Source organism: Acetobacteraceae bacterium (assembly GCA_039613835.1).
Taxonomy (GTDB): domain Bacteria; phylum Pseudomonadota; class Alphaproteobacteria; order Acetobacterales; family Acetobacteraceae; genus Sorlinia.
Map to the genome: position 1 here is coordinate 1,538,834 of CP154827.1, position 25,383 is coordinate 1,564,216.

Below are 25,383 nucleotides of genomic sequence, written 5' to 3' on the forward strand. Positions count from 1 at the left end.
AACGGGGCGCCGCAGCGCCCCGTTTTATTTGGCCTTCAAAAGACCTCTTGGATGAAAAAGATCAGTTATTCATCGCCTCAAAGAAGTCACCATTATTTTTACTATATTTGAGTTTGTCGAGCAGGAATTCCATAGCGTCCATTGTGCCCATCGGGGCGAGGACACGCCGCAGCACCCACATTTTCGACAATGCAGAGCGATCCACAAGCAGCTCTTCCTTACGTGTGCCTGACTTGGTGATGTCAATCGCCGGGAAGGTGCGCTTATCGGCCAGTTTGCGATCAAGGATAAGCTCGGAGTTACCCGTGCCCTTGAATTCCTCAAAAATGACCTCATCCATGCGGCTTCCCGTATCGATCAAAGCGGTCGCGATGATGGTCAGGGACCCGCCTTCCTCAACATTACGGGCGGCGCCGAAGAAACGTTTGGGCCGCTGAAGGGCGTTGGCGTCGACACCACCTGTCAGCACCTTACCCGATGAGGGCACGACCGTATTGTAGGCACGCGCCAAACGGGTGATGGAATCGAGCAGAATGACAACGTCGCGCTTATGTTCAACAAGGCGCTTGGCTTTCTCAAGCACCATTTCCGTAACCTGCACGTGTCGCGTCGCGGGCTCATCAAAAGTGGAGGAAACAACTTCACCCCGCACGGAGCGGGCCATATCCGTCACTTCCTCTGGACGCTCATCGATCAGAAGAACGATGAGGAACACTTCCGGATGATTGGCGGAGATGGACGCCGCGATGCTTTGCAGCATCACTGTCTTACCCGTGCGAGGCGGCGCGACGATAAGCGCGCGCTGGCCTTTACCGATCGGTGAGACAAGGTCAATCACACGCGAGGTAAAGTCGCGCTGGTCCTTCTTGCCCTTGCCATTTCCGTTGCCGTTAGTTTCTATCGCACCGACATGCTCAGACTCCATTTTAAGGGGCTGGGTCGGGAAAAGCGGCGTCAGATTATCGAAGTTGATCCGCTGACGGACGGAGTCAGGACTTTCAAAATTGATCGCATTGACCTTGATGAGCGAGAAATAACGCTCACCATCTCGTGGTGCGCGAATCTGACCCTCAACCGTGTCCCCGCCGCGCAGACCGTAACGTCGCACCTGGGCGGGGGAGATATAGATATCATCAGGGCCCGGGAGGTAATTTGCCTCGGGAGATCGCAGAAACCCGAAACCGTCGGGAAGAATTTCGAGCGTCCCTTCACCAAAAATTGCCTGATCATTATCCGCCAGAGTCTTCAGAATGGCGAAGATAATGTCCTGCTTTCGCATGGACGAGGCGTTCTCGATCTGAAGTTCTTCAGCATCGGCTAAAAGGTCGGCTGGTGATTTCTTTTTAAGTTCAGCAAGATGCATGGATGCGCCTTAATGGGCTGATGGAAGACGGAGCATAGCAGCGGGTCGCGCCATGATCGGAATGGCCAATTGACGGTGATAATCGGCGGCCCGGATGACATCTGCTTTGCACAGAGATTAAGGCACGCGTTATCGGGGATTATGTCAAAGGGGACCGCGCGGCCGATCGACCGGCGGCTACCAAATTCACGTAACCTACTTGGCATGATTTGTCAACCATTCGACAGTGGTAAGAAATGTGTCTGACGTAACTTTCCCAAGCGTGATCTGACGACACCCACTCGGGACTTAAGTCCAAACATCGCGGGAAGATGTTGCGGCGTTAAACCATAATCACGTGCGACAGGCTGCATCGGCTTGTATCGACGCGAATGTGCGCGATATAATGGTGTTTGCTTTACCTTGATCCGCAGCTTTTTGCTGAATTTCGGCGCCCTCAACGAATCATCACATGCGTGAGGGGTCAGCATTAGCGTCGATGGCGGCATTTTTACCTGATGGGATGGTTCTTTTCACCGGCGTCAGACCCAAGCGCCTCCCGACGTCGCCTCATCTGCTCCTGATGCGCTGGGCCTGATATTTTTCAGCGCACCCCTATTTCCGCGCAGCTCGATCAAGGCGAAGCACCACATCGGTGAGGCGGGATTTCGCACCCGCCGACACCATTGCGGCATGTCAGAAATCGAACTGCGCGTCAGACACCGTCACGGCTTGAATGCGCGTTGATCTGTTGCAGAACAGCCTCCGCCACTTCTTTATAACGCAAAGCCGCTTCCCCGTCCGGCGCGGCCATGATGATCGGTTCACCCGCGTCACCACTCTGGCGGATCTCCCCGAGGAGCGGTATTTCCCCGAGGAAAGGAAGGTGACTTTCCGCCGCTGCCTCGCGCGCGCCACCGTGACTGAAAAGCTCGGTGCGATGATGACAATGCGGGCAACAGAAATAAGACATATTCTCCACAAGGCCGAGGATCGGCACGCGGAGTTTCTGAAACATCGTGACGCCTCTGCGCGCATCGAGCAAAGCGATGTCCTGCGGCGTCGAAACGATGACAGCGCCTGCCAATGGCAGTTTCTGCGCGATCGATAATTGCGCATCCCCCGTCCCCGGCGGCATGTCAATCACCGTTACATCCAGATCGGGCCACGCAACATCATTGATGAACTGATTGATCGCGCCCATGACCATCGGCCCTCGCCAGATCACGGCCTGTTCCTCATCCACCATAAAGCCGATCGAGATCGCCTTAACCCCCCAGGCATCGATCGGGATAATTTTGCCGTCACGAATTTCCGGCCTGCCCCGATGGCCCAACATGCGAGGCAGGGAAGGGCCGTAAATATCGGCATCAAGCATCCCTACCCGCAAACCTTTCTGCGCGAGACCGACGGCGATATTGATGGCGGTCGTTGATTTACCGACCCCACCCTTGCCAGAAGCCACCGCGATGACCGCGCCAAGACGCGCAATGACGGCCGCGCCTTCCTCATCATCCTGATTTTTCGCAGAACCGTCCGCCAGGGCGAAAGGCCGGTGTCCACCGCCCTGACGCGGCGCCCGCCCGCCCTGCGCAGCACCTTCCGGACGGTGCGTCGTCAGGATGATCGTGGCCTTCGTCACGCCCAGAGCCTTCTCAAGCGCGGCTTCGATACGTTGCACGATGGCGCCGATGCATGGCGCGGCCTCACGCGCTGTCTGCCAGGTGACAAAAACATGGCCATCATCGAGGCGTGCCGACGCAATGGCGGATAATTGCAAGAGCTCACCAACCCCAAGCGCCTGGCACATCTCATCGATGACCGATCTCACCTGCGGGAGAATTTCCTGAGTGAAAGAGGATTTATCTGACGTCATGGCTTGCATCACTTTTCAACAGCATGGTTGCCCGCTATACCGCCCTGGGTCAGAAAATCAAGATTTCGCCAGGTTGCGCGCCGCGCGGTTTAAACCATGGACGCGCGCCTTCTCTTTAAGCCACGATGAGACAAGGGTGCAAATGAGTTCCGACGCCAATCGGATTGATAAACGCAAACGCCGCGACTATCGCGTCGATGCGCTTCGTGGCCTTGCCCTGTTGATGATGTTGACAGACCACGTTTATTCCGACTGGCTGAACTGCCTGACCATGCGCAATTTCGGCTTTGCCGATGCGGCGGATATTTTTGTCCTGCTGGCAGGTTACGCCTCCTACCTCGCTTACGGGCGGCTGACTATGCGCCCACCTCCCGCCGGGGGGTGGCGAGTCGCCATTCATCGTATCGTGACGCGCTGCTTGCGGCTTTATCTCTTCCAACTCATCCTGCTGTTTTTCTATATCGCCCTGACCCGTCTCTGGCGCCTTGAGTGGGATGTGCCGATCGATTTTCTGGAGCCGGAACTCAGCCACGGATTTGATTGGCTTCTGGCCGTCGTGACCCTCCAGGCCCTGCCTGACATGGTCAATATTCTGCCCATCTATATATTGTTCCTGCTCAGTTTCCCGATGATGTTCTGGCTGTTGCGGCGGTCTCCCTATCTTTTGCTGGCAGGAAGCTTCGCCCTCTGGGCGCTTGTCAATCTGGACCCTGCGATCAACCTCCCCAACGTCATTGATTCCGATGGATGGTATTTTGACCCGTTCGCCTGGCAATTCATTTTCGCCATCGGTGTGCTGCTCGCCGTCATGGTGCACCGACGGGGCGGCAATCTAACCGTTTCGGGGCGCTTCCGCGGTCTTTGCATCGCGGTGCTCATTATCGGGATCATTGAGTGCTTCCCCTATAAACTCTATCATTTGCCGGATCTCCGGCTGTTTCACCTCCGGGCCCTTGCCGATAAATCAAGCCTGGGGCCCCTGCGAATCATGGATGTTCTCGCGATTTTCATTCTGGTGCAGAGTTCCAACTGGTGCACACGATTTGCATCTTCCTCCCTGGGGCAGATCCTCGCCGTGATGGGACGGCACTCTCTGGAGGTTTTCTTCCTTGGCACAGTGCTTGATCTGATCATCCGCCTCGGCATGGCAACATTCGGCACGCACTGGCCGCTCCAGCTTGCGTCGAACCTCGTCGGGTCCCTCTGCGTATATGGATTGGCTGTCTGGCTTGATCATCATAAATATGAGGCAGCCTTGATGGAGGGGAAAAGCCGTGCCGAGATTTCCGGCCGTGATAACGCGTCAGCGCGTCAAGATGACTGACATGGAATGAGATTTTGCGTTACCCTCCCCGCATGAAAGCGCAATACGGCATCACGATCTCGCTCCTGTCCTGCCTGACTCTGATGACGGCCCAACCGGCTTCCGCCGAGGCGCCTGAAAAACCAGCGCCCGAACAGCCAGGTGACCCCGAGAATGGCAGTCTCGCCACCCTCGCAGACCGCCTCCTGCCCCAGGTCATGAATGTCTCTGCCTCCGCATCCATCCATCCGGGGGACACATCGGAAACCTCACCGGATGAGGGAGGTCCGGATAGCGGCCCGGATCAAGGCCCGCAAATCCCGAAAATTTGCTCCCGGCTCACCGTTGGATGAGTATTTCCACGATTATATGAAGCAGAAAACCGCGCCGGACGCCCCCCGCGCGCGGGAGATGTAGGCCCAGGGTTCAGGCTTCATCATGTCTTCTGACGGCATTATCGTGACAAATGAGCATGTCATCCATAATGCGGACAAGATTTCCGTCACACTTCAGGATGGCACGATCCTCCTCGCGCATATTATCGGACGTGATCACCGGACGGACCTCGCCGTTCTGCGCGTCAAGCCGGACGGCAAACTGCCCGCCGTCACTTTTGGTAATAGTGATACCGCCCACACGGGCGACAAGGTCGTGGCGATCGGCAATCCTTTCGGATTATCCGGAACCGTCACAAGCGGCATCATATCCTCCCGCAGTCGCGATATTCATCACGGCCTTTATAATGATTATCTCCAGACGGATGCTGCCATCAATCGTGGGAATTCCGGCGGTCCCCTCTTTAATATGGCAGGAGAGGTTATCGGGATTAATACCGCGATCTTCAGCACGGGCGGCGGGTCAATCGGCCTCGGTTTTGCCATCCCGGCCAATGATGTGCTGCCCCGGTCCTGCAGCAACTCATCAAGGATGGTCATGTAACGCGCGGGTGGCTCGGCGCTCAGCTTCAGGATGTCACGCCTGAAATCGCGAAATCTCTCAACCTCAAATTACAGGAAGGCGGCTTGATCGCGGAGATCAAAAAAGGCGGCCCGTCGGCCGCAGCGGGTCTGAAAACCGGTGACGTTGTGACAGAGATTGACGGTCAGACCGTCAATATCGGGACACTCGCCCGCCTCATCGCGGCGCGTCAGCCTGGCGGCCGTGTGAAGTTGGACTATAAGCGGGATGGTCAGTCCCATGAAGCGACCGTGACGATCGGCAAATCGCCCGAAAAGCCGGATATGCCGCCCGCCGGCACGTGGGAGGCCAAACCGAAAAACATCACGTTGGCCGATCTGGGGCTGGGCATCATGGCGTTGGATGAAGATCTGAGGAAGTCCCACGACATTCCCGATTCGCAGCGCGGCATCATGGTGATATCCGTCGCGCCGCACAGCACGGCAGCAAAACGTGGCATTGCGGTTGGCGATTTCATCCTTCAGGTGCAGAAAGTCGAGATCGACTCCCCCGCTGCTTTCGCCCATGAGATTGACCGCCTGCGGGACCAGAAGAAAAACATCATCCTCATCCTGATACAATCGAAAGACGGCATCAGTTGGGTGGCGCTTGCATTGCATCAGGCTCTCCCGTGAATCTAAGCGCAATCCACCATCAGCCAGACGATCACAACGGCGCGGGACCAGATTGTCGGCGCCATCATCGGTGCTTTATTCGGGACGGCTGCGGTCACGCTTCGGCTATTTTATGGGCATTACTGGCTGGTCTTCGCCGCCTCCCTCACGCCGATCGCTTTTATCGCCTCCGTAAGGCCCAGCCTGCGCTTTGCGGGTGTGACGCTGATGATCAGCTACCTCATGCCCTCACATGGCAACCCTTACTGGCCGCTGACACAGGGACTGGCCTCCATCTTTCTGGGCGTCGTGGTCTCGATTATTGTCTCTTTCCTCGTGCTACATGCCAGCGCCCGTCGACGTGCCTTCACCACAGCCTCCCGCATGTTCCGCGCCCTTGATGCGCTCCTCCAGGCCGCTTTGACCCATCGTCAGGATTGGGCAGGGCTTGAAGCGATGAATGATCAGGCAGCCAAGCTTCAACTCGTGCTGAATGAGTGTCTGGAGGAGGCCAACCGTGAAAATCTGGACATGCTGGAGCGCCGCCACCCCATATTGAGCGTCCTGCCTGCTTTGATGCGCCGAATGCGGAGCGATACCATGTTGGTGGCGCGCGCCATCAATATCGGTAAGAGGCGCAGCGGGATGAATGACATGCGCGGCGAGCTGCGTCATGGCTTGAGCCACGCTTATCGCGCTTTGGCGCGGCGGTGCGAATTGCTTTCAGCGGGGAAAGGCGGCGAAATGCTCGAGCGACCCCGACGCAATGAAGTTCTCAGCCATCTGCCGCTCCTCGGCCCGGATGCCCTGCCGGAAATGCATTTCGTTTTTTCCTTCCTGCGGGAAGATCTGCGTCAGGCGGCCGATGTCCTCATGAGTTCCAGCGATAAAACGGCTGACGATCTCCGCCATTTGATGCAACGCTGAAACGAAACGCTGTGGGCCGGAAAGGCCGCGAGGTTGATCGTCCTCAGAATCAGGTTACACTTCCGGTATGCCTTTCAGCCGGATAGCGCTTTTTTGTGCGCTGCCGCTCTGGCGGGGCATTTGTCGGGGGGTTTGAAATAATTTCGGCAGACGTACCGCATGGATGGCATGACGCGACGCACGCAGACCTGCGATTTGAAGTTGCACGAAAAAAACATTTGATGTCAGGGGCCATGATGATCAGTCGCGAGACATTGCGCCACCTCCCTTAAAACGTTGCAGGGCCTGCTTATGATCCGTCCGACGTCACACCGGGCATCGTGCATTTTGGTGTTGGCAATTTTTTCCGTGCTCATCTGGCCGTCTATATCGATGACGTTATGGGTAAAACCGGCGCACATGACTGGGGCATTATCGGTGTCGGCCTGACCTCCGGCGCCAGCAAAGCGCATGGATTCAACGCGCAAAGCGGCCTTTATACCCTGACAGAAGCCGCCCCGGACGGCACGGAACCTGTCGCATCATCGGCGCCATGTGCGCGCCTATCTGCACGCGCCGGAAAAGCCAGATGAAGTGCTAGCCGCCCTCGCGGCACCTTCAACACGTATCATATCCATGACCATCACGGAGGGTGGCTATAATATCGATGAGATGACCGGGCTCTTCCGACTTGATGCGCCCGCGATCAGGCAGGACCTCGCGGACCCGCATCATCCTAAAAGCTTTTTCGGCTATGTTGTTGAGGGGCTGGCCCGCCGCCGGGACACGGGCGGAAAGGGTGTTACCGTGCTCTCATGTGACAATCTGCGTCATAATGATGATGTCACCCGAAAGGCCATTCTCAGTTTTGCCGAAACGCGGGATGCCGGCCTCGCCCGCTGGATTGCTGAGCATGTGACTTTGCCCAATGCGATGGTGGACCGCATCACGCCCAGCATGGATGATGCTACCAAGCAGCGCCTTAATAAAGCGAGTGACCTTGAAGATGACATGCCGTTGATCGCGGAGAGCTTCACCCAATGGGTGGTGGAGGACCGATTCGCGACGGGTCGCCCCCGTTTCGAGGCGGTTGGCGCACAATTGGTTGACGACGTCACCCCCATGAAAATCTGAAACTCCGCATCCTCAATGCATCGCACATTTTTCTGGCCTTTATGGGGCTCCTCAGCGGATATGAGACGATTGATGAAGCCCTCGCCGATGACGCGCTGCGCGATGTGGTGACACGTTTCCTCAATGAGTATGTGCTGACCGACATTGAGGCACCCGCCAATGTCGATCCGGAGGCTTATAAGGAGACGGCGCTGGAGCGTTTCTCGAACAGCGCGATGGGTGATCAGACTGTGCGTGTCGGCGGAGATGGCGCGTCGAAGATCCAGGCGTTCTGGACGGAAACAATGCGCCGTCGCCTGCGGAAGAATCTGCCGGTCGATATCCTCGCTTTCGGCGCTGCAAGCTGGTTGGAAGCGCTGAAAGGCAAGGGTGAAAACGGGAAGAGCTACCAACTCTTTGAGCCGAGCCTGACGGAAGGTGACTGGGCACGCATTCGCAGTAACATTTTCTCCGACGTGTTTGAACTGAGTGCATTTGACGGGTGGCGCGATGTGGGTGACCAGATCTTTTTCGATAAACTCGTGTTTTATCGTGAAGTCCTGCGCAAAAAGGGTTTCCGTACCGCACTATCTTTGCTGTAAAGCCGACATATTATGAGAGTCTGCCAGCCAGGCAGGCTTGCGCCATGCGCGCATCCATGGATCACGGGGCGGTGCGCGCCGACAGGGGCGGTGTCACAACGCGAATAAGTAGCGCGAAAGCGATACGAGCAAGGGAGATGAAAATCGTGTTTAGACGCGACATCCTGAAATTAGGTGCAGGCGCATCCGTACTGAACCTGACCGGACTGAAAAAAGCTTTCGCAAAAGATCCGGCTGCCACGACCCGTTTCGACGCCAATACCGTGCGGGAAAAGGCGCGCAAACTTGCGCGTTCCGCCTATGCCGCGCCGGCCCAGACCCTGCCGACACAGATCAATAACCTCAATTTCGACCAGTTTCGAGGCATTGAGTTCAGATCAGAGCGCGCCCTTTGGGCGGAGGATGATCTCTATTTCGATGTGGAATTTTTCCCGCGTGGGTTCCTCTACCGTCCGAAGATCCTCATGAATGAGGTGATTGACGGTGAGACGCACCCCATCGCCTATGACCCTGACATGTTCAAATATCAGGACCAGCAATTGCGCGTGACGGATGATCTCGGATTTTCCGGCCTGCGCCTTCGGTGCCCGCTCAATAAGGATGATATGAAGGAGGAATGCGCGGTATTTCTCGGCGCATCCTATTTCCGGGCTGTGGCCAAAGGGCAGAATTACGGCCTTTCCGCACGTGGTTTCGCCAATGGTACCGGTGACCCGAAGGGGGAGGAATTCGCGCTCTTCCGGGAATTCTGGCTTGAAAAGCCGCAACCTGGTGTCAAAAGCGTCGTCATCCATGCGTTGATGGACAGCCCCTCCGTCGTGGGCGCCTTCCACTTCACGATCAAACCGGGCGATACGACCGTCTTTGACGTTCAGACGAGTTTTTTCCCGCGGGAGAATATCAACAAAGGCGGGATCGCGACGCTGACCGGCATGTTCTATTTTGACAGTAATAACCGGCACCATGTCGATGACTGGCGTCCGGGCGCGCATGATAGTGAGGCGCTTCAGATGTGGACGGGCGAGCGACAGCAGCTTTTCAGGCCCCTGAACAACCCGATCGACCTGCAATTTTCAGCTTTTCATGACGTCAACCCGCAGGGATTCGGGCTGATGCAGCGCCGTCGGGCTTTTCGTGATTTTGAAGATCTCGCCCTGTTCTATGAAAAACGTCCCTCCCTTTGGATTGAGCCGGTCGGTAACTGGGGTGAGGGTGCCGTTGACCTGGTCGAGATCCCGACACCGAATGAGGTCAATGATAATGTCGTTTCCTTCTGGCGCCCGGCTGAGCCGATGAAATTGGGAAATGAATATAGCTACACTTATCGCATGTATTGGGGTTGGGACACGCCATGGCCGACCGATATGGCGCGCATCGGCGCCACACGCATCGGTGAAGTGACGGACCACCCTGATGCGCGGTACATCGTCGTGGACTTTACGGGGAAGCCCTTTGAAAACCTCCCGGACAATGCCAGTTTCCACCTGATTTGGGAGACTTCCGCGGGAAGCGTCAAAAATGTTGTGGTCGAGTCAAATCCCAACATTAAAGGTTGGCGCACAATGTTTGAGTTTTACCCTAAAGATGCAAAAATTGCCGAGCTGCAATGCCAGCTCGCAAATGATCAGGGTCCCGTCTCGGAAAAATGGATTTATCGTTGGACGCCGTAACCTCCAAGTCACCTGTCCGGGAATTCATGCCGCCCCCGGCGCCCCTGGACATGAAGCGGCAGAGTCTTTTCTCAGCGCCTGATCGTCACGGCCGACGCGCCACGCCCGTCACCTCGCCCGCAAATATCTGGGCGCGTCGCGCTTTTGTCATCGGCGGGGCGATCATCCTGACGCTGTTCGGCGCTTACGAGATGAATCTCGTGCTCAATTCCGTCGGTGTTTCGGCGCTCGGCGTTATTGTGCTGGCGCTGTTCGTCGTTCTCGGCGCGTGGATTTCCTTTTCTTTCACGTCGAGTTGCGCGGGGTTCGTGTCACTTTGGCGCGCTGGCGGGCTTGGGTTGGGCATCACGCGGGATGGCTCCTTCCCGACGTTGATGACGCGCACCGCAATCCTGATGCCCACGTACAATGAGAGCCCGGAACGCGTCCTGACAGGGTTGCGCGCCATTCATGAAAGCCTTGTGCGGACAGGCCATATTGACGCTTTCGACTTCTTCATCCTCTCCGACACGACAGACCCTGATATTTGGGTGCGGGAGGAAAAGGCCTATCTCGACCTCGTCAGGGACGTTCATGGGGAGGGCCGGATCTTTTACCGCCGCCGCGTGCAGAATATTGACCGAAAATCGGGAAATTTGGAGGATTGGGTCAAACGACACGGCGCGGCCTATCCCCAAATGCTGACGCTGGATGCGGATTCCGTCATGGATGGGGGGCTCATCGCCCGCATCGTCTCTGCGATGGAACATCATGAGAATGTCGCCCTCATCCAGACCCTGCCCGTCATCGTCGGCGGGCGGACGCTTTTTGCGCGTATGCAGCAATTTGCGGGACGTGTTTACGGCCCGCTCATCGCGCATGGCATTGCCTGGTGGCATGGAGCGGAGGGGAATTATTGGGGCCATAACGCCGTCATCCGCACGCGAGCCTTTGCCGAGCAGGCTGGTTTGCCGCACCTTCCGGGCCGTAAGCCCTTTGGTGGCGGCATTCTGAGTCATGATTTTATCGAAGCCGCCTTGATGCGGCGTGGGGGCTGGGCCATTCATATGGTGCCCGGTCTTTTCGGCTCCTATGAGGAAAGCCCGCCTTCCCTGACCGATGTCGCCATCCGGGACCGTCGCTGGTGCCAGGGCAATCTGCAACATGGCAGGATTTTACGCGCGAAGGGCCTACATTGGGTCAGTCGAATGCATCTTCTGATCGGGATTGGCTCCTACATCACCGCGCCTTTATGGCTGCTATTTCTGCTTTTCGGCATTCTGATTTCGCTGCAATCGCATTTCTACCGGCCTGAATATTTCGGCGATACAAAGATGCTTTACCCGCATTGGCCGCAAGTTGACCCGATACAGGCCATGTATGTGTTTTTCGGCACCATGATCGTCCTGCTCGCACCGAAATTCATGGCGCTACTGGCCACTTACCGGGACGGCACAACTCTCAAAGGTTGTGGCGGTGCCTTGCTTATGCCCGTCTCCGTCATGTTTGAGACGATCATTAGTGGCCTGATCGCGCCCATCGCCATGCTGATCCACACCTCTGCCGTTGTCTCGATCCTTAATGCCCGAGATTCCGGCTGGAACGCCCAAAACAGAGAGGATGGGCGCGTCAGTATGCGCGAGGTGATTCGGAGTTACTGGATTTACTCTCTCTTCGGCTTTCTGCTGGCGGTCGCGGCGTGGTCCGTCTCTTATTCGCTTTTCCTCTGGATGACGCCGGTGCTGATTGGATTGGCTCTGGCCATACCGCTGGCGGCAGCGACATCCAGCCGGGCCATCGGGCTTTTTCTGCGTCGGCTCCACCTTTTATTAATCCCGGAAGAGTCGGCACCACCCGAGGTGCTGCTATTGCTCGAAACTTATGACGCAAACCGACGCACGCGGATGGAGAAGAGCCGCAATTCATATTTTGCCGAAGCTTTCCATGCACTAGCGCAGGACAGCGCGCTGCTGAACGCGCATTTGCACATGTTGCCGCCGCCTCGTCAGGCCGGTGAGCCGATTGACCCGCATCTTCTGGTCGGGATGCTGAAGCTTCAGGAGGCACCGGACATCGACACCGCACTTTATACTTTGTCGCGGTTGGAAAAACTGGCTGTTTTAACGTCGAAGGAAGGTGTCCTGCGCATTGTTGCCCTGGGCACGCGCAATATTTGATCATCTGACCCGGGGCAGATAGCGGCCGGGCCCGATTTTATATAAGCAACTTACTTAGCCATCGCCTTGGCGCGATCTGTGCCGAACCCTTTCCCACGGATGGCCAGATCCGTGCAGAGTTTGACGCGGCTTGACTTGCTGAGGGTCGAAACGTCAAATGTCTCCGCAGACGCGGTTTGTAGCAGCCCCCGCCCACCCAGTGAGTAAAACTGGTCACTCTGCACATCACCGCGTTTCGCAAGTGAGTGTCCGACAACGCGCGTCATGCCGCGAGAGCCGATTTTATTCTGCACGCAATAAGCGAGCAGACCGGCAACGTTGCCCGGTCCGGCAGATGTAATATCCGGCAAGCCGTCACTACCGAGCACGCCGGGGCTTTTGGCGGTCAGAACCGTGTTGGAGAGGTTTTTGCCCCCCACCGCCTGCATTTTGCCGGGTACCACGGCAGCGCCCTGTTGGCGCATGACAGGCACCGAGCCTGAAGGCACAACGTTGGACTGCATACCCGGCACGGCCGATGGGTTACCTTGCACGACCGTCTGGGCATTGGCGCCACTCGCCGCGACAAGCGCGCCGATTGCCGCGCAAGATACGGCGGCACACGAAAATCTGAAATGATGAAATAACATTTTATAACTCCTTGTCTGCCCGACTCAACAATGATGCGCATCCTTGAAATGGAGGCAGCGCATTACCAAATTCTAACACCTTCCCAATGGACGGGTTTATTGTCAAACAAAATATCATTCAGCGGGAGACGGGCCATCAATGGTGGCGACGCGACATTCACCGAAAGGGGAAAAAATGTTAGTCTGGCCAACATATTTTCATGACTCGTCGGAGAAAGACCCATGCAGCCACCGGCACCTCGAAGCGTCCCCGTCGAGACGACACAACTCGGCCGGTCCCGCACAGATCCCTACGCCTGGATGAAGGATGAAAACTGGCAGGAAGTCTTGCAACAGCCGGAAATCCTCCGTGAAGACATTGCAAAGCATCTGATGGCCGAGAACGCCTGCGCCGATGCCATCCTCGCCGATATGGCGCCGGAGCGAGAACGGCTTTTTGAGGAAATGATGGGTCGCACGCCCGGCGCGGAAGAAAGCGTCCCCTGGCCTGACGGCGCATGGGAATATGCATCGCGATTTCGGGAAGGCAGTGAATATTCGATTTTTTTTCGCCGTCACATCGAAAGCGGTCGAGAGGAGATCCTTCTCGATGCTAATCGTGAGGCGGGTCAATATGCTTATTTCGCGCTGTCGGAAACTTCGCATTCGCCGGATCATCGCTATTTCATTTACGCGGTTGACACGCAAGGGTCTGAAATTTACCGCATCGTCCTTAAAGATGTGGCGAACGGCGAAATCATCGGGCAGGAAATCACCGATTCGACAGGGCGCTTTGTCGTCTCACCCGATAGTGCATGGATCTTCTGGATCTGGCGGGATCAGCATGGTCGGCCTCGCAAAGTCTTTCGTCGCCCCATCACGGGTGGTGACGACACGCTGATATTTGAGGAGACCAATCCGGGCTATTTCCTCACTTTGCAGGAAACATTATCCCGCAAATGGATCATGCTGGGCCGGGGTAACCATGACACGAACGAAACCCGTCTGATCGACGCGTGCACCCCGACTGAAACGCCGCGCATCTTCCGTCCGGCACGGACAGGAGTCCGGTATCACCTGACGCACTGGCATGATCGCTTCATGATCGTGACAAATGAGGATGCCATCGATTTCAAAATCATGCAGGCTTCAGATGATGCGGCCGCGTGGGAAGACTGGAAACCGTTTCTGCCGATGAAGGCCGGGCATTTCGTGATGAGTGTCAGCGCGTGCAACACCCACCTCGCCTGGGCGGAGCGCGTCGATGGCAATGTCGATATTCGTTTTATCCCGCGTGACACCGCCGGGGACATACGCGCGCAGAGCACCGCCATCAAGCCGGAAGAAGCCGCTTTCGACCTGACGCCGCTCGGCTTTCTGGAATATGATAAAAGCCTTCTGCGCTACGTCTACGCCTCTCCGACAACACCGCCGGAATGGTTTGATTATGAGGTAGCGTCCGGCCGGAAGAACTTCCGCAAACGTCGCGACGTACCATCCGGCCATCAGGCGGCGGATTATCGTGTCGAGAGACTTTTCGCGACAGCAGTGGATGGCGCGCGCATTCCGATCACAATCTTATCCCGCAAGAATACAGCGCGGGATGGCACGGCCCCTTTGCTGCTCTATGGATATGGCTCTTACGGCATACCGATGGATGCGGAATTCTCCATTTCAGCCTTAAGCCTCGCCGATCGCGGCTGGTTTTACGCTGTCGCACATGTTCGTGGCGGGTCGGAGAAAGGCTGGTCGTGGTTTCTGGACGGGCGCGGCGAAAAGAAGACCAACAGCTTCACCGATTTCATAACCTGTGCCCGACACCTCATTGATAAGAATTTCGTCCGGCAGGGGCGCATTGTAGCGCAGGGTGCTTCAGCGGGCGGGCTGTTGATGGGTGCTGTCACCAATATGGCGCCGGACCTGTTTGGCGGCATTGCGGCGCAGGTTCCGTTTGTCGATATGCTCAACACCATGTCGGACGCGCATTTGCCGCTTACACCCCCTGAATGGCCTGAATGGGGTAACCCCCTCGACGATGAGGCAGCTTATGACCGCATCGCCGGATACTCGCCTTACGATAATATCGCGCCACGCCTTTATCCGCCCATCCTCGCCACAGGCGGATTGACCGACCCCCGCGTGACTTATTGGGAGCCCGCGAAATGGATCGCAAAACTGCGCGCGATCGCCCAAGGCGGCCCCTTTTTGTGCAAAATCAACATGGAGGCCGGACATGGCGGCGCTTCAGGGCGCTATCGTCGGCTGAAGGATATCGCGATGATCTACAGCTTTGCCATATGGGCATTATCGGACAGAAAGCCCTCCTGAAACGGGGTTAACTTGACAAGGTGCCGCACATCTTTCTCCATGGTCGTGTCGATATTCTGAAAAATCTCGACAGTTTTTAACGCATGGCGACGCGCCTTCTCGCGTGGAGAGGGGCGGCGCGTCAGGCCCGCTACAATCAGGAGGAGGAGGCGATGATGCCGTATGATGTGCAAGGCAGAATTCAGGACGCATCTCGACGCGGCATGTGCGAGGTGGCCGCTTTATTGCGAAAGCGATCTCCCCGCGTGACCCGCCCCATGACGGCGCTGCGCAACGCGATGCGTTGCCTCGGGCTGGGCTTATGGGTCAGTCTGGCGTCAACAGTCTGCGCCCAAACACGGGAAATTTCGGATTATAAACCCATCAAACAGGTCGTGATTGATACAAATCACCATCGATATGTCGCCATCCGACGTTTCGAGAAAACAGGTGTTTCAAGCTACTTGCTGGTTGACCCGCAGACTTTGAAAACCTCGGTACAACCCGCCTCCAATTTTGAAATCGCGAAAAATCAAGATGATGTGCTCAGGACGTCCAATTATGCCCGGGCCCTTGCGCGGACAACGGCGCCGCCATTTCCAATCCAGAATCAGAGCCTGACCCATGCATTCCATCCAGCGCCACATGTCGCTTATCTCACGATCGACATGTGTCCTTCATCACATGCTTTCAATAAGGATTTTTATGAAAGGCTGATCGCCTTCGGGACCAAGCACCATCTACCGATGACCATCGATGTCAGCGGCCTGTGGATTGTGCGTCATGGGGAGAAATATAGCTGGCTCAAAAAAGCCATCGCCGCCGGGAAGCTCAATGTCACCTGGGTTAATCACGCCTATCTGCATCGCTATCTGCGTGACGCGCCACTTGAACGAAACTTCCTTCTGATCCCCGGCACGGATGTGGATTCAGAGATCCTTGAAGTTGAAAAGCTGTTGATCGCGGATAATCAGACGCCCTCCATCTTCTTCCGCTATCCGGGTCTCGTGTCAGGCCCCTATGTCGTGACCCGCACGCGGGAACTGGGCGTCATCCCCCTAGGCGCGAATGCCTGGCTCGCCAAGGGACAGTCGATCCGTGATGGCAGTATCGTCCTCGTACACGCGAATGGTAATGAACCGGCAGGCCTAAAAACTTTTAACAGATGATGTGCTGGCAGCTCATCGCTGGCACCCCTTGACTGAGGCCATCACCTATGACCCGGGTCACAGCTCTCAAGATGCGAGCTTCGCCTCCCGGACGGCAAAAGCATCATCCGAGTAAAAAGTCAGGTTGCGGCGCGACGTGATATCTTACGCCGGGTGGCGGCGCGCGAAATTTTCGCATATTGCGCCGAGCGTTTTGTTAATCGGGGTCTCATCGCGACAAAGGCGCTGTGCGTCGGCGCCACAAATCTGGATCGCATTTTCGAAATCCGATTCCAGCACGTCATGGGCGATGGCAAAATCGGACGGGTTGTCATCATAACGGCCGCTGCTGAGCGCTTTCTGTGTCAGGCGGAGCTCCTTCAGCGTCGCAATACAAGCGTCACTGGCAGAGTCCGGTTTGACCTTGAGGATATCGAGAATAGGCGACAAAATGACGGTCAGCGCTTTTGAGGGTGGGTCATCCGCAGCGCTGGCAGGCATTGCCAATCCGCCAATCGATACCGCCAGAGCGGTGAGCACACGCAACTTCATATAAAGAGGATAGCGTGTCTCACCGGTGATGACCACTCACCGTGTGCTTGTGACAGGGTGATCCTCTTATCCCGATCGTGACGCGTCATATATAGTTGACTTCACGGCGTCACCTCGTTATCTGAGAGCGCCTTTCACGGGCGCACGCCCGTTCGTCAAGCATGCCCTGGGAAGTGAAACAAATGAAGATTCGTAACAGTCTCAAATCCGCCAAAATCCGCGACAAGGATTGCCGCGTCGTGCGTCGCCGTGGCCGCGTTTACGTGATTAATAAGAAAAACCCGCGTATGAAAGCCCGCCAGGGTTAAATCTTGGCGCGTCAGTTTCTGACCGCACCTTGTTCCTACAGGACGTCGACGGATGGGCAGGCCAGGCTTGCTCGTTTTGTTTTTCTGGCTGCGCTCACTTTATGCGCCTTCCAAACCGCCGCTACCGCAAAGAATCCGGGCAAAAGCGCATCCGACTCGCATGTGACACCGAAGACCGGCAAACAAGGCCCCGCCACCCTTGAAAAACTTGAACAAGTCTTGAAGCAGTCACGTTCGGAAAGTGAAGCCCGCACGCTTCTGGCCCAGCTTCATGCCGTCAGATTGGGAAAATTAACCCCGGCTGTTTACATCCTTGTGCGACATGGTCGGGCGCTTCAAAAACAGAACCGCCCCTAGGAAGCGGAGCATGATCTGAGCAGTGCCCTCACGCTACAACCTGACCAGGCTGTTTTATGGCGTTTCCGTGCGATGATTCGGCATCAGGGTCGGGATGAACCTGGGGCGATTGCCGATCTCGGCATGGCCTTGCAGCTTGACCCGAAGGACTCCGTCTCATGGCGTCTACTTTCCTTGGTTGAATCGCAAAGGGGGAACCGTCATGCCGCCCTCAAGGCACATCAGAAAGCTGAAATACTGGACCCTGCCTCAAAACAGGGTGAACCATTGACCGACGCCCACGGATTTTCATCCCACCCGCGCGCATTGTGACAAGCTAAAGACGCTGGCGACAGCATGAAGCAACGTCTTCATGAATGCATCACATGAAATAAACACGCTCGCCATTTTTGCTGACGAAATACCCGCGCACCTGTTCCACCTCGCGCATCATCATGGCGTTTTGCCTTTCAGGAAGCGGTTTTTTCCGGGTTTGGCGGGTTGAAGCTGGGGTCGCGACCGGCGACCTCCGTGATTTTTCCCGATCGGCAAACCCGCCCTTTATCCTGACGGACCATCAGGGCCGTTTTCGGGCTATATCTCCCACCTTTGTGAGGCAAACCCGGCAAGATATTTCGAGTTTCGATCGCATGGAGCGATAAGGATTTTAGTCATGTTCAGGCACCGCACGGTGACGCCACCAAAAATGCCAGCGTCACGCGATAATCGAGAGGCGATCTCGGCCATCAGGCAACATAAAGCGCTATTGCCGATCAAGATGAATGGCGAGCTGGTGATCGGTGCGCTCACTTTTCTCAGCACGGTCGGCCCACGACGTTTCCGGGGACATGCCCAGAGTACGCTGACAATGATCTCCGTCGTCGGGCTGGCCGCGCGGGCCTTCCGTAAGAAAACATAGTCGCGTCAGAAAAACGAAACCGGGTCGATATCCACCACGATTTTCTGATCACTTTTAAGGCGCAGTTTTTGCAGCCATAGACGCAGCAAAGGCTGCACGGCGATCCCCTTACGCGTCCGTAATAGGAGACGTCGACGGTGCCTTCCGCGCAACTTTGTCAATGGAGCGGGGGCGGGGCCGAGCACTTCGAGTCCCTCGCCTTTCGGGGCCGCATCCGACAAGGTGCGTGCCAGAGCATCCGCGGATTCCGGCGTCCCGGCACTGACGATGAGAGCGGCGAGACGTCCGAAAGGCGGCCAGAAACCGGGGCTACGATTCGCCGCCTCCTGCGCCATGAAATGATGGAAATTCTGCGAGACAAGCGCCTTCATTGCAGGATGGTTCGGTAGGTAAGTCTGTAACAGCACGGTGCCCGGTCGCGCCTCCCGCCCGGCGCGCCCGCCGACCTGCTGTAATAACTGCACCGTACGCTCCGCCGCGCGAAGGTCCCCGCCATTAAGTCCGAGATCCGCATCCACTACCCCCACGAGGGTGAGGTGCGGGAAATGCCACCCTTTCGCGACGAGCTGCGTCCCGATAATGAGGTCAACTTCCTGCTGCGCGATCTGCGTCACGGCGATGCGCGCCGCCTCCGCCGAGACCAAACTGTCTGAGGACATGACAAGGACGCGCACCCCGGCCAATTCGCGCTGCACTTCCTCCGTCACGCGCTCTATCCCGGGCCCGACCGGCACGAGGCTTTCCGTCGCCGCGCAGGACGGGCACTGCGATGGTATTGGCATCGTATATTCACAATGGTGGCACACCATGCGGCGTTGCGCGCGATGCTCCACTAGCCAGGCCGTGCATTTCGGACATTCAATCCGGTGACTACATTGCCGACATAAAGTGAGAGGCGCATAGCCGCGTCGATTGAGAAACAACATGGCCTGCTCCCCACGCGCCAACGTCTCACGACAGGCGGAGAGAAGCGTGGGGGAGAGGAACTGGCCGCGTGATGGCGGTGCAAGGCGCATATCCAGCGCGCGCACGTCCGGCAATGCAGCGCCAGCATGGCGATCCGGCAGGACGAGGTGGCGATATCGACCTGCCTGCACGTTGGCGAGGGTCTCAAGGCTCGGCGTCGCGGAGACAAGCATGACGGGCACTGCGGCCTGTCGCGCGCGCAGCACGGCCATGTCCCGACCATGATAAATCACGCCTTCCTCCTGCTTGAGAGCCGGCTCATGCTCCTCATCGACAATCACCACGCCGAGATCAGTGAATGGAAGAAAAAGTGCCGAGCGCGCCCCGACAACCACGCAGGGCGCACCGCTGCGCACATGCTGCCAGACGCGACGGCGATGCCCATCCCCCATGGAGGAATGCCAGACAAACGGTGCGAAGCCGAAGCGTCGGGTGAAACGTGAGATCCATTGCGTGGAAAGTGCGATTTCCGGCAGGAGAACGAGGGATTGCCGCTTGAGCGTAAGGCATTCCTGCACGGCTTCAAGATAAACCTCCGTCTTGCCGGAGCCAGTGACCCCTTCCAGCAGGATGGCCTCAAATTGCTGCTTTTGGACGGCATCCCGCAATGCCCGCGCGATCGTCTCCTGAGATGCGGAAAGGGTGGGAGGCTGGGGGACATCATCCGCGTCATCACTGAAAGCGGGTTCAGAGGGCGCGGCCTCCAACAAATTGAGCTTTATGCAGGCCGAGATGACGGCGGGGCTGACGGCGGCTTTCTCGGCAAGGTCCTTGATGCTCATCGGCTTCGCTGCGGCGGCATCCAGCACTTTCTGCCGCGCAGCGGTGAGTTTCGGCGGGTGACTGGGCGATGCCAGACGCCAGAGCCTGACGGCTTTCGGTGGCGCCGGCGTCCATCCGCGCATTGCCATGGCGAGAACCATGCCTTGGGGCGCGAGTGTATAGGCGGACACCCAATCAACAAAGCAACGCAGCGTTTCCGGCAGGCCGGGCGCGTCAACACGGCGAAAGACCGGCCTCAAACGGCTCGGGTCAACAGGTTTCGGCGGTGGAAAGGCGAGATCAGCGGGGAGGTGCGCCGCAACCACCTCGGCTTTATCCCACACGCAACCGATTTCCTCCCTCTTCCCCAATGGCACAGCGACGAAATCACCTGGCACCAGGTCAGGATCGGGAGTCGTATAAGTCAGAGCCGATTGCAGCCGCCGTGGCAGAAGGACATCGACGCGGAAGGACGCTGCCGGGAGGGGCGACCGGGCGTGCGCCGCATCCGCAAGGTTCTCGTCATGCGTCACGCGGTTTTTTCTCGCATCGGGGACGGGACGGACGAAACGCGATGCATGGATTGCGGCCTCTTATCCAGCTGTCGCATACCCTCTTCCGGCATGGACATATTTATCAAGTGGCGGCGGTCAGAAGCATCATATGATCCTGCCACGTCCCCGATGGATTTTGAAGAATTTCCTGCCACCATCCTATCGGCCCTCTTCCAGCGTGGCGCGGGGAGCCTTGTCACGGCACTGAAATTTTAAACGGACGCCGCGCTGATATTTCAGCTAGGATGACGGCGCGTCACGATCAATTTTTCAGAAGCTGTTCAACAAGGTCACTTCATGGCTCACAGTGCAGAAACCCTCGTCAGCGCCTGGTTGGCCTGGCTGGAAAATGAGAAGCGCACCAGCCCGCATACGATCCGTGCCTATCATCAGGACGTCGCCACATCCCTTGCTTTTTTTGAAGCGCATCTCGGGGAGAAAATCAACGAGACGCATCTCGCCCATCTCGCCGCAAGCGATATGCGTGCACTCCTCGCCCATCAAACGCGTGAAGCTGAGTTGAGTCAGCGCCTTGCAGACGGTGCGGCGCGCAGTCGGAGCCGACATATCTCGGCCTTGCGTGCATTTTACCGCTTTCTGTCCCTGCGCTATGATATCCAGAACGCGCAAGTGACCGCCTTCAAATTACCCAAGACGCGCAAGCCCCTGCCGCGTCCCCTGGCCCGCCCTGTCGCGCGGGAAGCCGCTGAGGAAATTGCGAGCTTCACCGCATCCAACGCGTTTGTCGCACGCGATATCGCTTTATACACCTTGCTTTACGGTGCCGGCCTGCGCATCGGGGAAGCCCTGGCCCTTTCCATCGGTGATGTCGACGCGGCACCTGGCGGGCCGCTGCGCATCACGGGCAAAGGGAATAAGCAGCGCCTCGTGCCCTTGATCCCGATTGTGCAGGAAAGACTGGCGGCGTGGCGGCGGCAACGCCCGGCGGCGGAACCGGACGCCCCGCTTTTTATCGGGCAGAAAGGGGGCCGGCTTGACCCCGCGACCGCTCGGCGCACCATGCACCTTTGGCGTCAGGCCAAGGGGCTTCCGGCCTCTGCGACGCCACATGCTTTGCGGCACTCTTTCGCCACGCATATGATGGAAAGCGGTGCGGATTTGAGGGCGATCCAGGAATTACTGGGCCATGCCAGCCTCTCAACAACCCAGACCTATACGAAGACGGATGAGGCGCATCTCCTGCGCGTCTGGTCCGCTCATCCCCGGGCGAACAAGCCATGATGCGCCTTCTCAAGCCCATCATCTGGGCCCTCCTCGTCACCTCCCTGACCATACCTCGGGCTGATGCGTGGACAGGCTGCGCGGTAACATTGCTGAGTTCACTCCCCCTCAGCAATGATGCGTTATTTCTGCATATCCCCATCGAAATCGGGTCTCAGAAGCGGGACATGATTATCGATACCGGCTCTGAAGGGAGTCTGATCACCCCGAAAGCCGCCGATGCTTTGCATCTACCGGTCGATCCTCATCGCCGCACCGTCATTCACGGTCCGGACGGGCGCAGCGAGATCGTGCGCAACCGCATTGCGTCCGACTTTCGCCTCGGCAAACTTGATTTCGGTGCGTGGTCTTTCCCACTCGGCATTCTCCCTAATCTACCCAAATCGCTTGACGGGCTTTCCGGGCTCATTGGCGCGGATATGATGCAGGGTCTCGCTGTGGAATTCGATGCCCCTCACCACCGTCTCCGCCTTTGGCATTATGTGCCCGTGGCCGGTGGTTGCGATCTTGTCCCCCCTCTCGGGTCGGCAGGGTTCCCCAATGGGTCGCGCTGGATCAAACTTAAGGCACATCGGCGGGGCCTGCGCCTTTATGTCGTGTTCATCCTTGATGGCGTCATGGGTAACGCGCTGATCGATAGTGGTGCGCGTTCCATCACCTTGTCGCGACGATTCGCCAATCATGTGGGTGTCAGCAATCAGATGCTTGCAAAAGATCGTGGCGGTATCACGAGCGGTGTCGATCTCAATGCGCGCCGCTATTACTGGCACCGTTTCAATACGCTGTCATTTGCCAGCGATGCGACAGCGGCGGAGCAACCCGCCCTGACGTTGAAAGCACCGGTCATCACAGTGTCGGATATTGATGACGATGCCGACATGCTGCTGGGTGCCGATTTCATCTCCCGACATGATGTCTGGGTGTCTTTTCAGACATCCTCCGTCTTCATACGATAGATGTGCGCAAATGAAGGGTAAGAAAAGGCGGCCCGATCAAGGCCGCCTCAGCGTTTCTTTCAAGCGCTTCCTGCCCCAGCGGGCGAGCCTGCCGGGCACAGTCTTACCGGAGATTGCTGCTTCAGGCGTTTATTGCATTCCGAGTAATAGCCGCCGCCCTTCTGGATCCAGCGCAAACCGCCATTTCCGTTGCTCGCTTTATTCGCTTTATATTGGTCAAGGCAGGTCTGCATACGCGCGTGGCCGGGTTTAAGATTGGAATATTGCGACGCCACGGCCGACGGGAAAACGGCACTCCCCGCGACGGCTGGTCGTCGGGCCGATTGGCGGCGTCGACGTGGTGGGTGCCGGTGTCTGCGCAGCGGGGGCCTTTGCCGTCGTGGTCGGCATCGCTGCTTGAGCGGGGGTAGATGATGTCGCCGCGGGGGTTGCGTCACTGCAACGCGCCGCTTTGAAATCCTTATATTCCATGCCCTTGAGGTCACCCGCCTTTCGTTCAGCGCGGAAGGATTTGTAACATTCCTTCGCCGTCATGGCATGGGCCGCCGTCCCCGACATGCCCATGACCATCAATGCAGCCGCCAGAAAAGCGCCTGAAAAATTTTTCCCATCCATCAAACCATCCCTCCGGAGACGTGGCTATGCGGATCAGTTGATCCGCTCTCCATGTAGAACCATATCCAGTCCTTCAAGTTCCGCACCCTGAGAGACACGCAGCCCGATGGTGAAATCGATCAGTTTGAGGATGAGATAGGTTACCACGACGCACCAGATGATCGTCACCCCGCACGCCTCAGCCTGACGTCCCAACTGCATCAGAGAGCCCGTGACCCCTGCAGGATTGGCCTCCGTCGCCGATAGAGGCCCGTAGGCGAAGACACCTGTCAGAAGAGCGCACCGACAATGCCGCCCATTCCATGCACCCCGAAAGCATCGAGACTATCATCGTAACCCAGGCGTGGTTTAAGGATGGCGGCACTCCAGAAGCAGGCGATCCCGGCCACGAACCCGATCACCAGAGCCGCCCCCGGCAGGACGAAGCCAGCCGCCGGGGTGATGGCCACCAGTCCGGCAACCGCCCCGGAAATAATGCCCAAAGCGGTCGGTTTTCTAGCATGGAACCACTCGACGATCATCCATACCAACGCCCCGGCGGCGGAAGCAACCTGGGTTGTCAGCATGGCCATCCCCGCGCGACCATTCGCCCCACCTGCGGAACCGGCATTGAAGCCGAACCAGCCGATCCAGAGCAGAGACGCGCCGATGATCGCGTAAGTCAGATTATAGGGTGAGAAATCATCAAGGCCGAGATTGCGCCGCCGCCCCAACACCAAAGCGGCATCCTGCCCTTGCGTGAAGTGATCCGCGATGCCGCGCAACATCGCACGCGAGAAATCTCCGAAATAGGGCGTGCCGGTGCCGAAGGCGAAACTATAGCCCAGCACCATCCAGACGACACTCGCGATGCAGCAGATCGTAAAAGACTGGATCGCCGTCGCCAGCACGTTTTTCTTGCGGACCATCCCGGCATAAAAAAGGCTGACACCGGGAATGGTCATGAGCAGGACGAGCGCCGTGCTCGTCAGCATCCAGGCGGCGTCACCCGTATCGATATGCGGCGTACCTGCCGCATCTGCCGCAAAGAGATGGCCCGGCAGAACCATTAAACAGCCCGCAAGGGTCAACAGGCGGGATCGTGTCATAATGCGCTTACCCCTTCTTCTCCCGTCCGGATGCGGACGACCTCATCAAGTGAGGAAATAAAAATCTTCCCATCACCGATCTTCCCGGTGCTGGCATTGGTCTGGATGGCTTTCACGACGTCATCAACGATTTCATCCGCAACGGCGATTTCAATCTTCAGTTTGGGAAGAAAGCTGATCTGATATTCCGCCCCGCGATAGATCTCTGCCTGTCCTTTCTGCCGCCCGAAACCTTTGACTTCCGTAACCGTCAAACCCTGCACGCCGAGTGGAATGAGTGCATTGCGCACGTCATCGAGCTTGAATGGCTTGATGATGGCCGTGATCAGCTTCATGATGTTCGTCCTTCGCAACGTTTTTTTACGGGCTACGAATCCCGCATCACAGATCGTTTCCAATTCGTGCCAGTTTGGCGACGCGCAAGGCAAGCCTCTTCTTGCATTAAAGGTTTGATTTATGGACGCCTCTGACGCTGAATGCGCC

22 protein-coding genes and 2 pseudogenes are annotated in these 25,383 nt (G+C 57.4%); 16 read left to right on the forward strand and 8 right to left on the reverse strand.

Features of this window, described 5'->3' with window-relative positions; genetic code table 11:
• Positions 1-61: 61 nt before the first annotated feature.
• Positions 62-1,363: a transcription termination factor Rho gene (gene rho, locus AAYR33_08555; protein XAO71046.1), complete on the reverse strand. Its 1,302-nt coding sequence runs from the start codon at positions 1,361-1,363 to the stop codon at positions 62-64.
• A gap of 694 nt (positions 1,364-2,057) precedes the next feature.
• Positions 2,058-3,152 (reverse strand): Mrp/NBP35 family ATP-binding protein, encoded by a 1,095-nt coding sequence (locus AAYR33_08560; GenBank protein XAO72445.1) that lies wholly within the window; start codon positions 3,150-3,152, stop codon positions 2,058-2,060.
• Between the two features lie 208 nt (positions 3,153-3,360).
• On the opposite strand from AAYR33_08560, the gene AAYR33_08565 reads away from it, so the two are divergent.
• The 8 genes and pseudogenes from AAYR33_08565 (at position 3,361) to mdoH (ending at position 12,539) form a co-directional block, all read left to right on the forward strand.
• Entirely contained in the window at positions 3,361-4,542 is a 1,182-nt protein-coding gene (locus AAYR33_08565; protein ID XAO71047.1) for an OpgC domain-containing protein, read from the forward strand.
• Between the two features lie 14 nt (positions 4,543-4,556).
• Positions 4,557-4,874 carry a hypothetical protein gene (locus AAYR33_08570; protein XAO71048.1) on the forward strand — a complete coding sequence of 106 codons (318 nt, stop codon included), beginning with the start codon at positions 4,557-4,559 and terminating at the stop codon, positions 4,872-4,874.
• An 85-nt stretch (positions 4,875-4,959) separates the two neighbouring features.
• Positions 4,960-5,460: a trypsin-like peptidase domain-containing protein gene (locus AAYR33_08575; protein ID XAO71049.1), complete on the forward strand. Its 501-nt coding sequence runs from the start codon at positions 4,960-4,962 to the stop codon at positions 5,458-5,460.
• A gap of 44 nt (positions 5,461-5,504) precedes the next feature.
• Positions 5,505-6,113 carry a PDZ domain-containing protein gene (locus AAYR33_08580; protein ID XAO72446.1) on the forward strand — a complete coding sequence of 203 codons (609 nt, stop codon included), beginning with the start codon at positions 5,505-5,507 and terminating at the stop codon, positions 6,111-6,113.
• A 207-nt stretch (positions 6,114-6,320) separates the two neighbouring features.
• Positions 6,321-7,019 carry a hypothetical protein gene (locus tag AAYR33_08585; GenBank protein XAO71050.1) on the forward strand — a complete coding sequence of 233 codons (699 nt, stop codon included), beginning with the start codon at positions 6,321-6,323 and terminating at the stop codon, positions 7,017-7,019.
• A 236-nt stretch (positions 7,020-7,255) separates the two neighbouring features.
• Positions 7,256-8,713: pseudogene (locus AAYR33_08590) on the forward strand (mannitol dehydrogenase family protein).
• 137 nt (positions 8,714-8,850) lie between these two features.
• Positions 8,851-10,383 carry a glucan biosynthesis protein G gene (locus AAYR33_08595; protein ID XAO71051.1) on the forward strand — a complete coding sequence of 511 codons (1,533 nt, stop codon included), beginning with the start codon at positions 8,851-8,853 and terminating at the stop codon, positions 10,381-10,383.
• A complete protein-coding gene (gene mdoH / locus AAYR33_08600) occupies positions 10,359-12,539 on the forward strand; it encodes a glucans biosynthesis glucosyltransferase MdoH (protein ID XAO71052.1) in 2,181 nt (726 codons plus the stop codon). Before AAYR33_08595 ends, mdoH begins: the two co-directional genes overlap by 25 nt.
• 50 nt (positions 12,540-12,589) lie before the next feature.
• Here the strand turns inward: mdoH and AAYR33_08605 are convergent, their stop codons facing one another.
• Positions 12,590-13,168: a DUF2501 domain-containing protein gene (locus AAYR33_08605; protein ID XAO71053.1), complete on the reverse strand. Its 579-nt coding sequence runs from the start codon at positions 13,166-13,168 to the stop codon at positions 12,590-12,592.
• Positions 13,169-13,390: 222 nt separating this feature from the next.
• Here AAYR33_08605 and AAYR33_08610 point away from each other — a divergent pair, with 222 nt between their 5' ends.
• Complete coding sequence (locus tag AAYR33_08610) at positions 13,391-15,475, forward strand: S9 family peptidase (protein XAO71054.1); 2,085 nt, start codon at positions 13,391-13,393, stop codon at positions 15,473-15,475.
• A gap of 83 nt (positions 15,476-15,558) precedes the next feature.
• Positions 15,559-16,623, forward strand: coding sequence for a hypothetical protein (locus tag AAYR33_08615; GenBank protein XAO71055.1), 1,065 nt, complete (start codon positions 15,559-15,561; stop codon positions 16,621-16,623).
• 144 nt (positions 16,624-16,767) lie between these two features.
• On the opposite strand, the gene AAYR33_08620 is transcribed toward AAYR33_08615, so the two are convergent.
• The gene (locus AAYR33_08620) at positions 16,768-17,190 is read right to left on the reverse strand and encodes a hypothetical protein (GenBank protein XAO71056.1); all 423 of its coding nucleotides are present in this window, start codon (positions 17,188-17,190) and stop codon (positions 16,768-16,770) included.
• A gap of 146 nt (positions 17,191-17,336) precedes the next feature.
• Between AAYR33_08620 and ykgO the strand changes: the two genes are divergently transcribed.
• The 4 genes from ykgO to AAYR33_08640 all read left to right on the forward strand — a co-directional run bounded on the left by ykgO (position 17,337) and on the right by AAYR33_08640 (position 18,717).
• Positions 17,337-17,462: a type B 50S ribosomal protein L36 gene (gene ykgO, locus AAYR33_08625; protein XAO71057.1), complete on the forward strand. Its 126-nt coding sequence runs from the start codon at positions 17,337-17,339 to the stop codon at positions 17,460-17,462.
• A gap of 3 nt (positions 17,463-17,465) precedes the next feature.
• Positions 17,466-17,819 carry a hypothetical protein gene (locus tag AAYR33_08630; GenBank protein XAO71058.1) on the forward strand — a complete coding sequence of 118 codons (354 nt, stop codon included), beginning with the start codon at positions 17,466-17,468 and terminating at the stop codon, positions 17,817-17,819.
• Between the two features lie 72 nt (positions 17,820-17,891).
• Positions 17,892-18,131: a hypothetical protein gene (locus tag AAYR33_08635; GenBank protein ID XAO71059.1), complete on the forward strand. Its 240-nt coding sequence runs from the start codon at positions 17,892-17,894 to the stop codon at positions 18,129-18,131.
• A 340-nt stretch (positions 18,132-18,471) separates the two neighbouring features.
• Entirely contained in the window at positions 18,472-18,717 is a 246-nt protein-coding gene (locus AAYR33_08640) for a hypothetical protein (GenBank protein ID XAO71060.1), read from the forward strand.
• Positions 18,718-18,722: 5 nt separating this feature from the next.
• On the opposite strand, the gene AAYR33_08645 is transcribed toward AAYR33_08640, so the two are convergent.
• Complete coding sequence (locus AAYR33_08645) at positions 18,723-20,978, reverse strand: primosomal protein N' (protein XAO71061.1); 2,256 nt, start codon at positions 20,976-20,978, stop codon at positions 18,723-18,725.
• 318 nt (positions 20,979-21,296) lie between these two features.
• Between AAYR33_08645 and AAYR33_08650 the strand changes: the two genes are divergently transcribed.
• Positions 21,297-22,241: a tyrosine recombinase XerC gene (locus tag AAYR33_08650; protein ID XAO71062.1), complete on the forward strand. Its 945-nt coding sequence runs from the start codon at positions 21,297-21,299 to the stop codon at positions 22,239-22,241.
• Positions 22,238-23,197, forward strand: coding sequence for a retroviral-like aspartic protease family protein (locus AAYR33_08655; GenBank protein ID XAO71063.1), 960 nt, complete (start codon positions 22,238-22,240; stop codon positions 23,195-23,197). Before AAYR33_08650 ends, AAYR33_08655 begins: the two co-directional genes overlap by 4 nt.
• 249 nt (positions 23,198-23,446) lie before the next feature.
• On the opposite strand, the gene AAYR33_08660 is transcribed toward AAYR33_08655, so the two are convergent.
• The 3 genes and pseudogenes from AAYR33_08660 to AAYR33_08670 form a co-directional block, all read right to left on the reverse strand.
• Entirely contained in the window at positions 23,447-23,812 is a 366-nt protein-coding gene (locus tag AAYR33_08660) for a hypothetical protein (protein ID XAO71064.1), read from the reverse strand.
• Positions 23,813-23,845: 33 nt separating this feature from the next.
• Positions 23,846-24,861 (reverse strand): annotated as a pseudogene (locus AAYR33_08665) (ammonium transporter).
• A gap of 35 nt (positions 24,862-24,896) precedes the next feature.
• Positions 24,897-25,235 carry a P-II family nitrogen regulator gene (locus AAYR33_08670; GenBank protein XAO71065.1) on the reverse strand — a complete coding sequence of 113 codons (339 nt, stop codon included), beginning with the start codon at positions 25,233-25,235 and terminating at the stop codon, positions 24,897-24,899.
• Between the last annotated feature and the right edge of the window lie 148 nt (positions 25,236-25,383).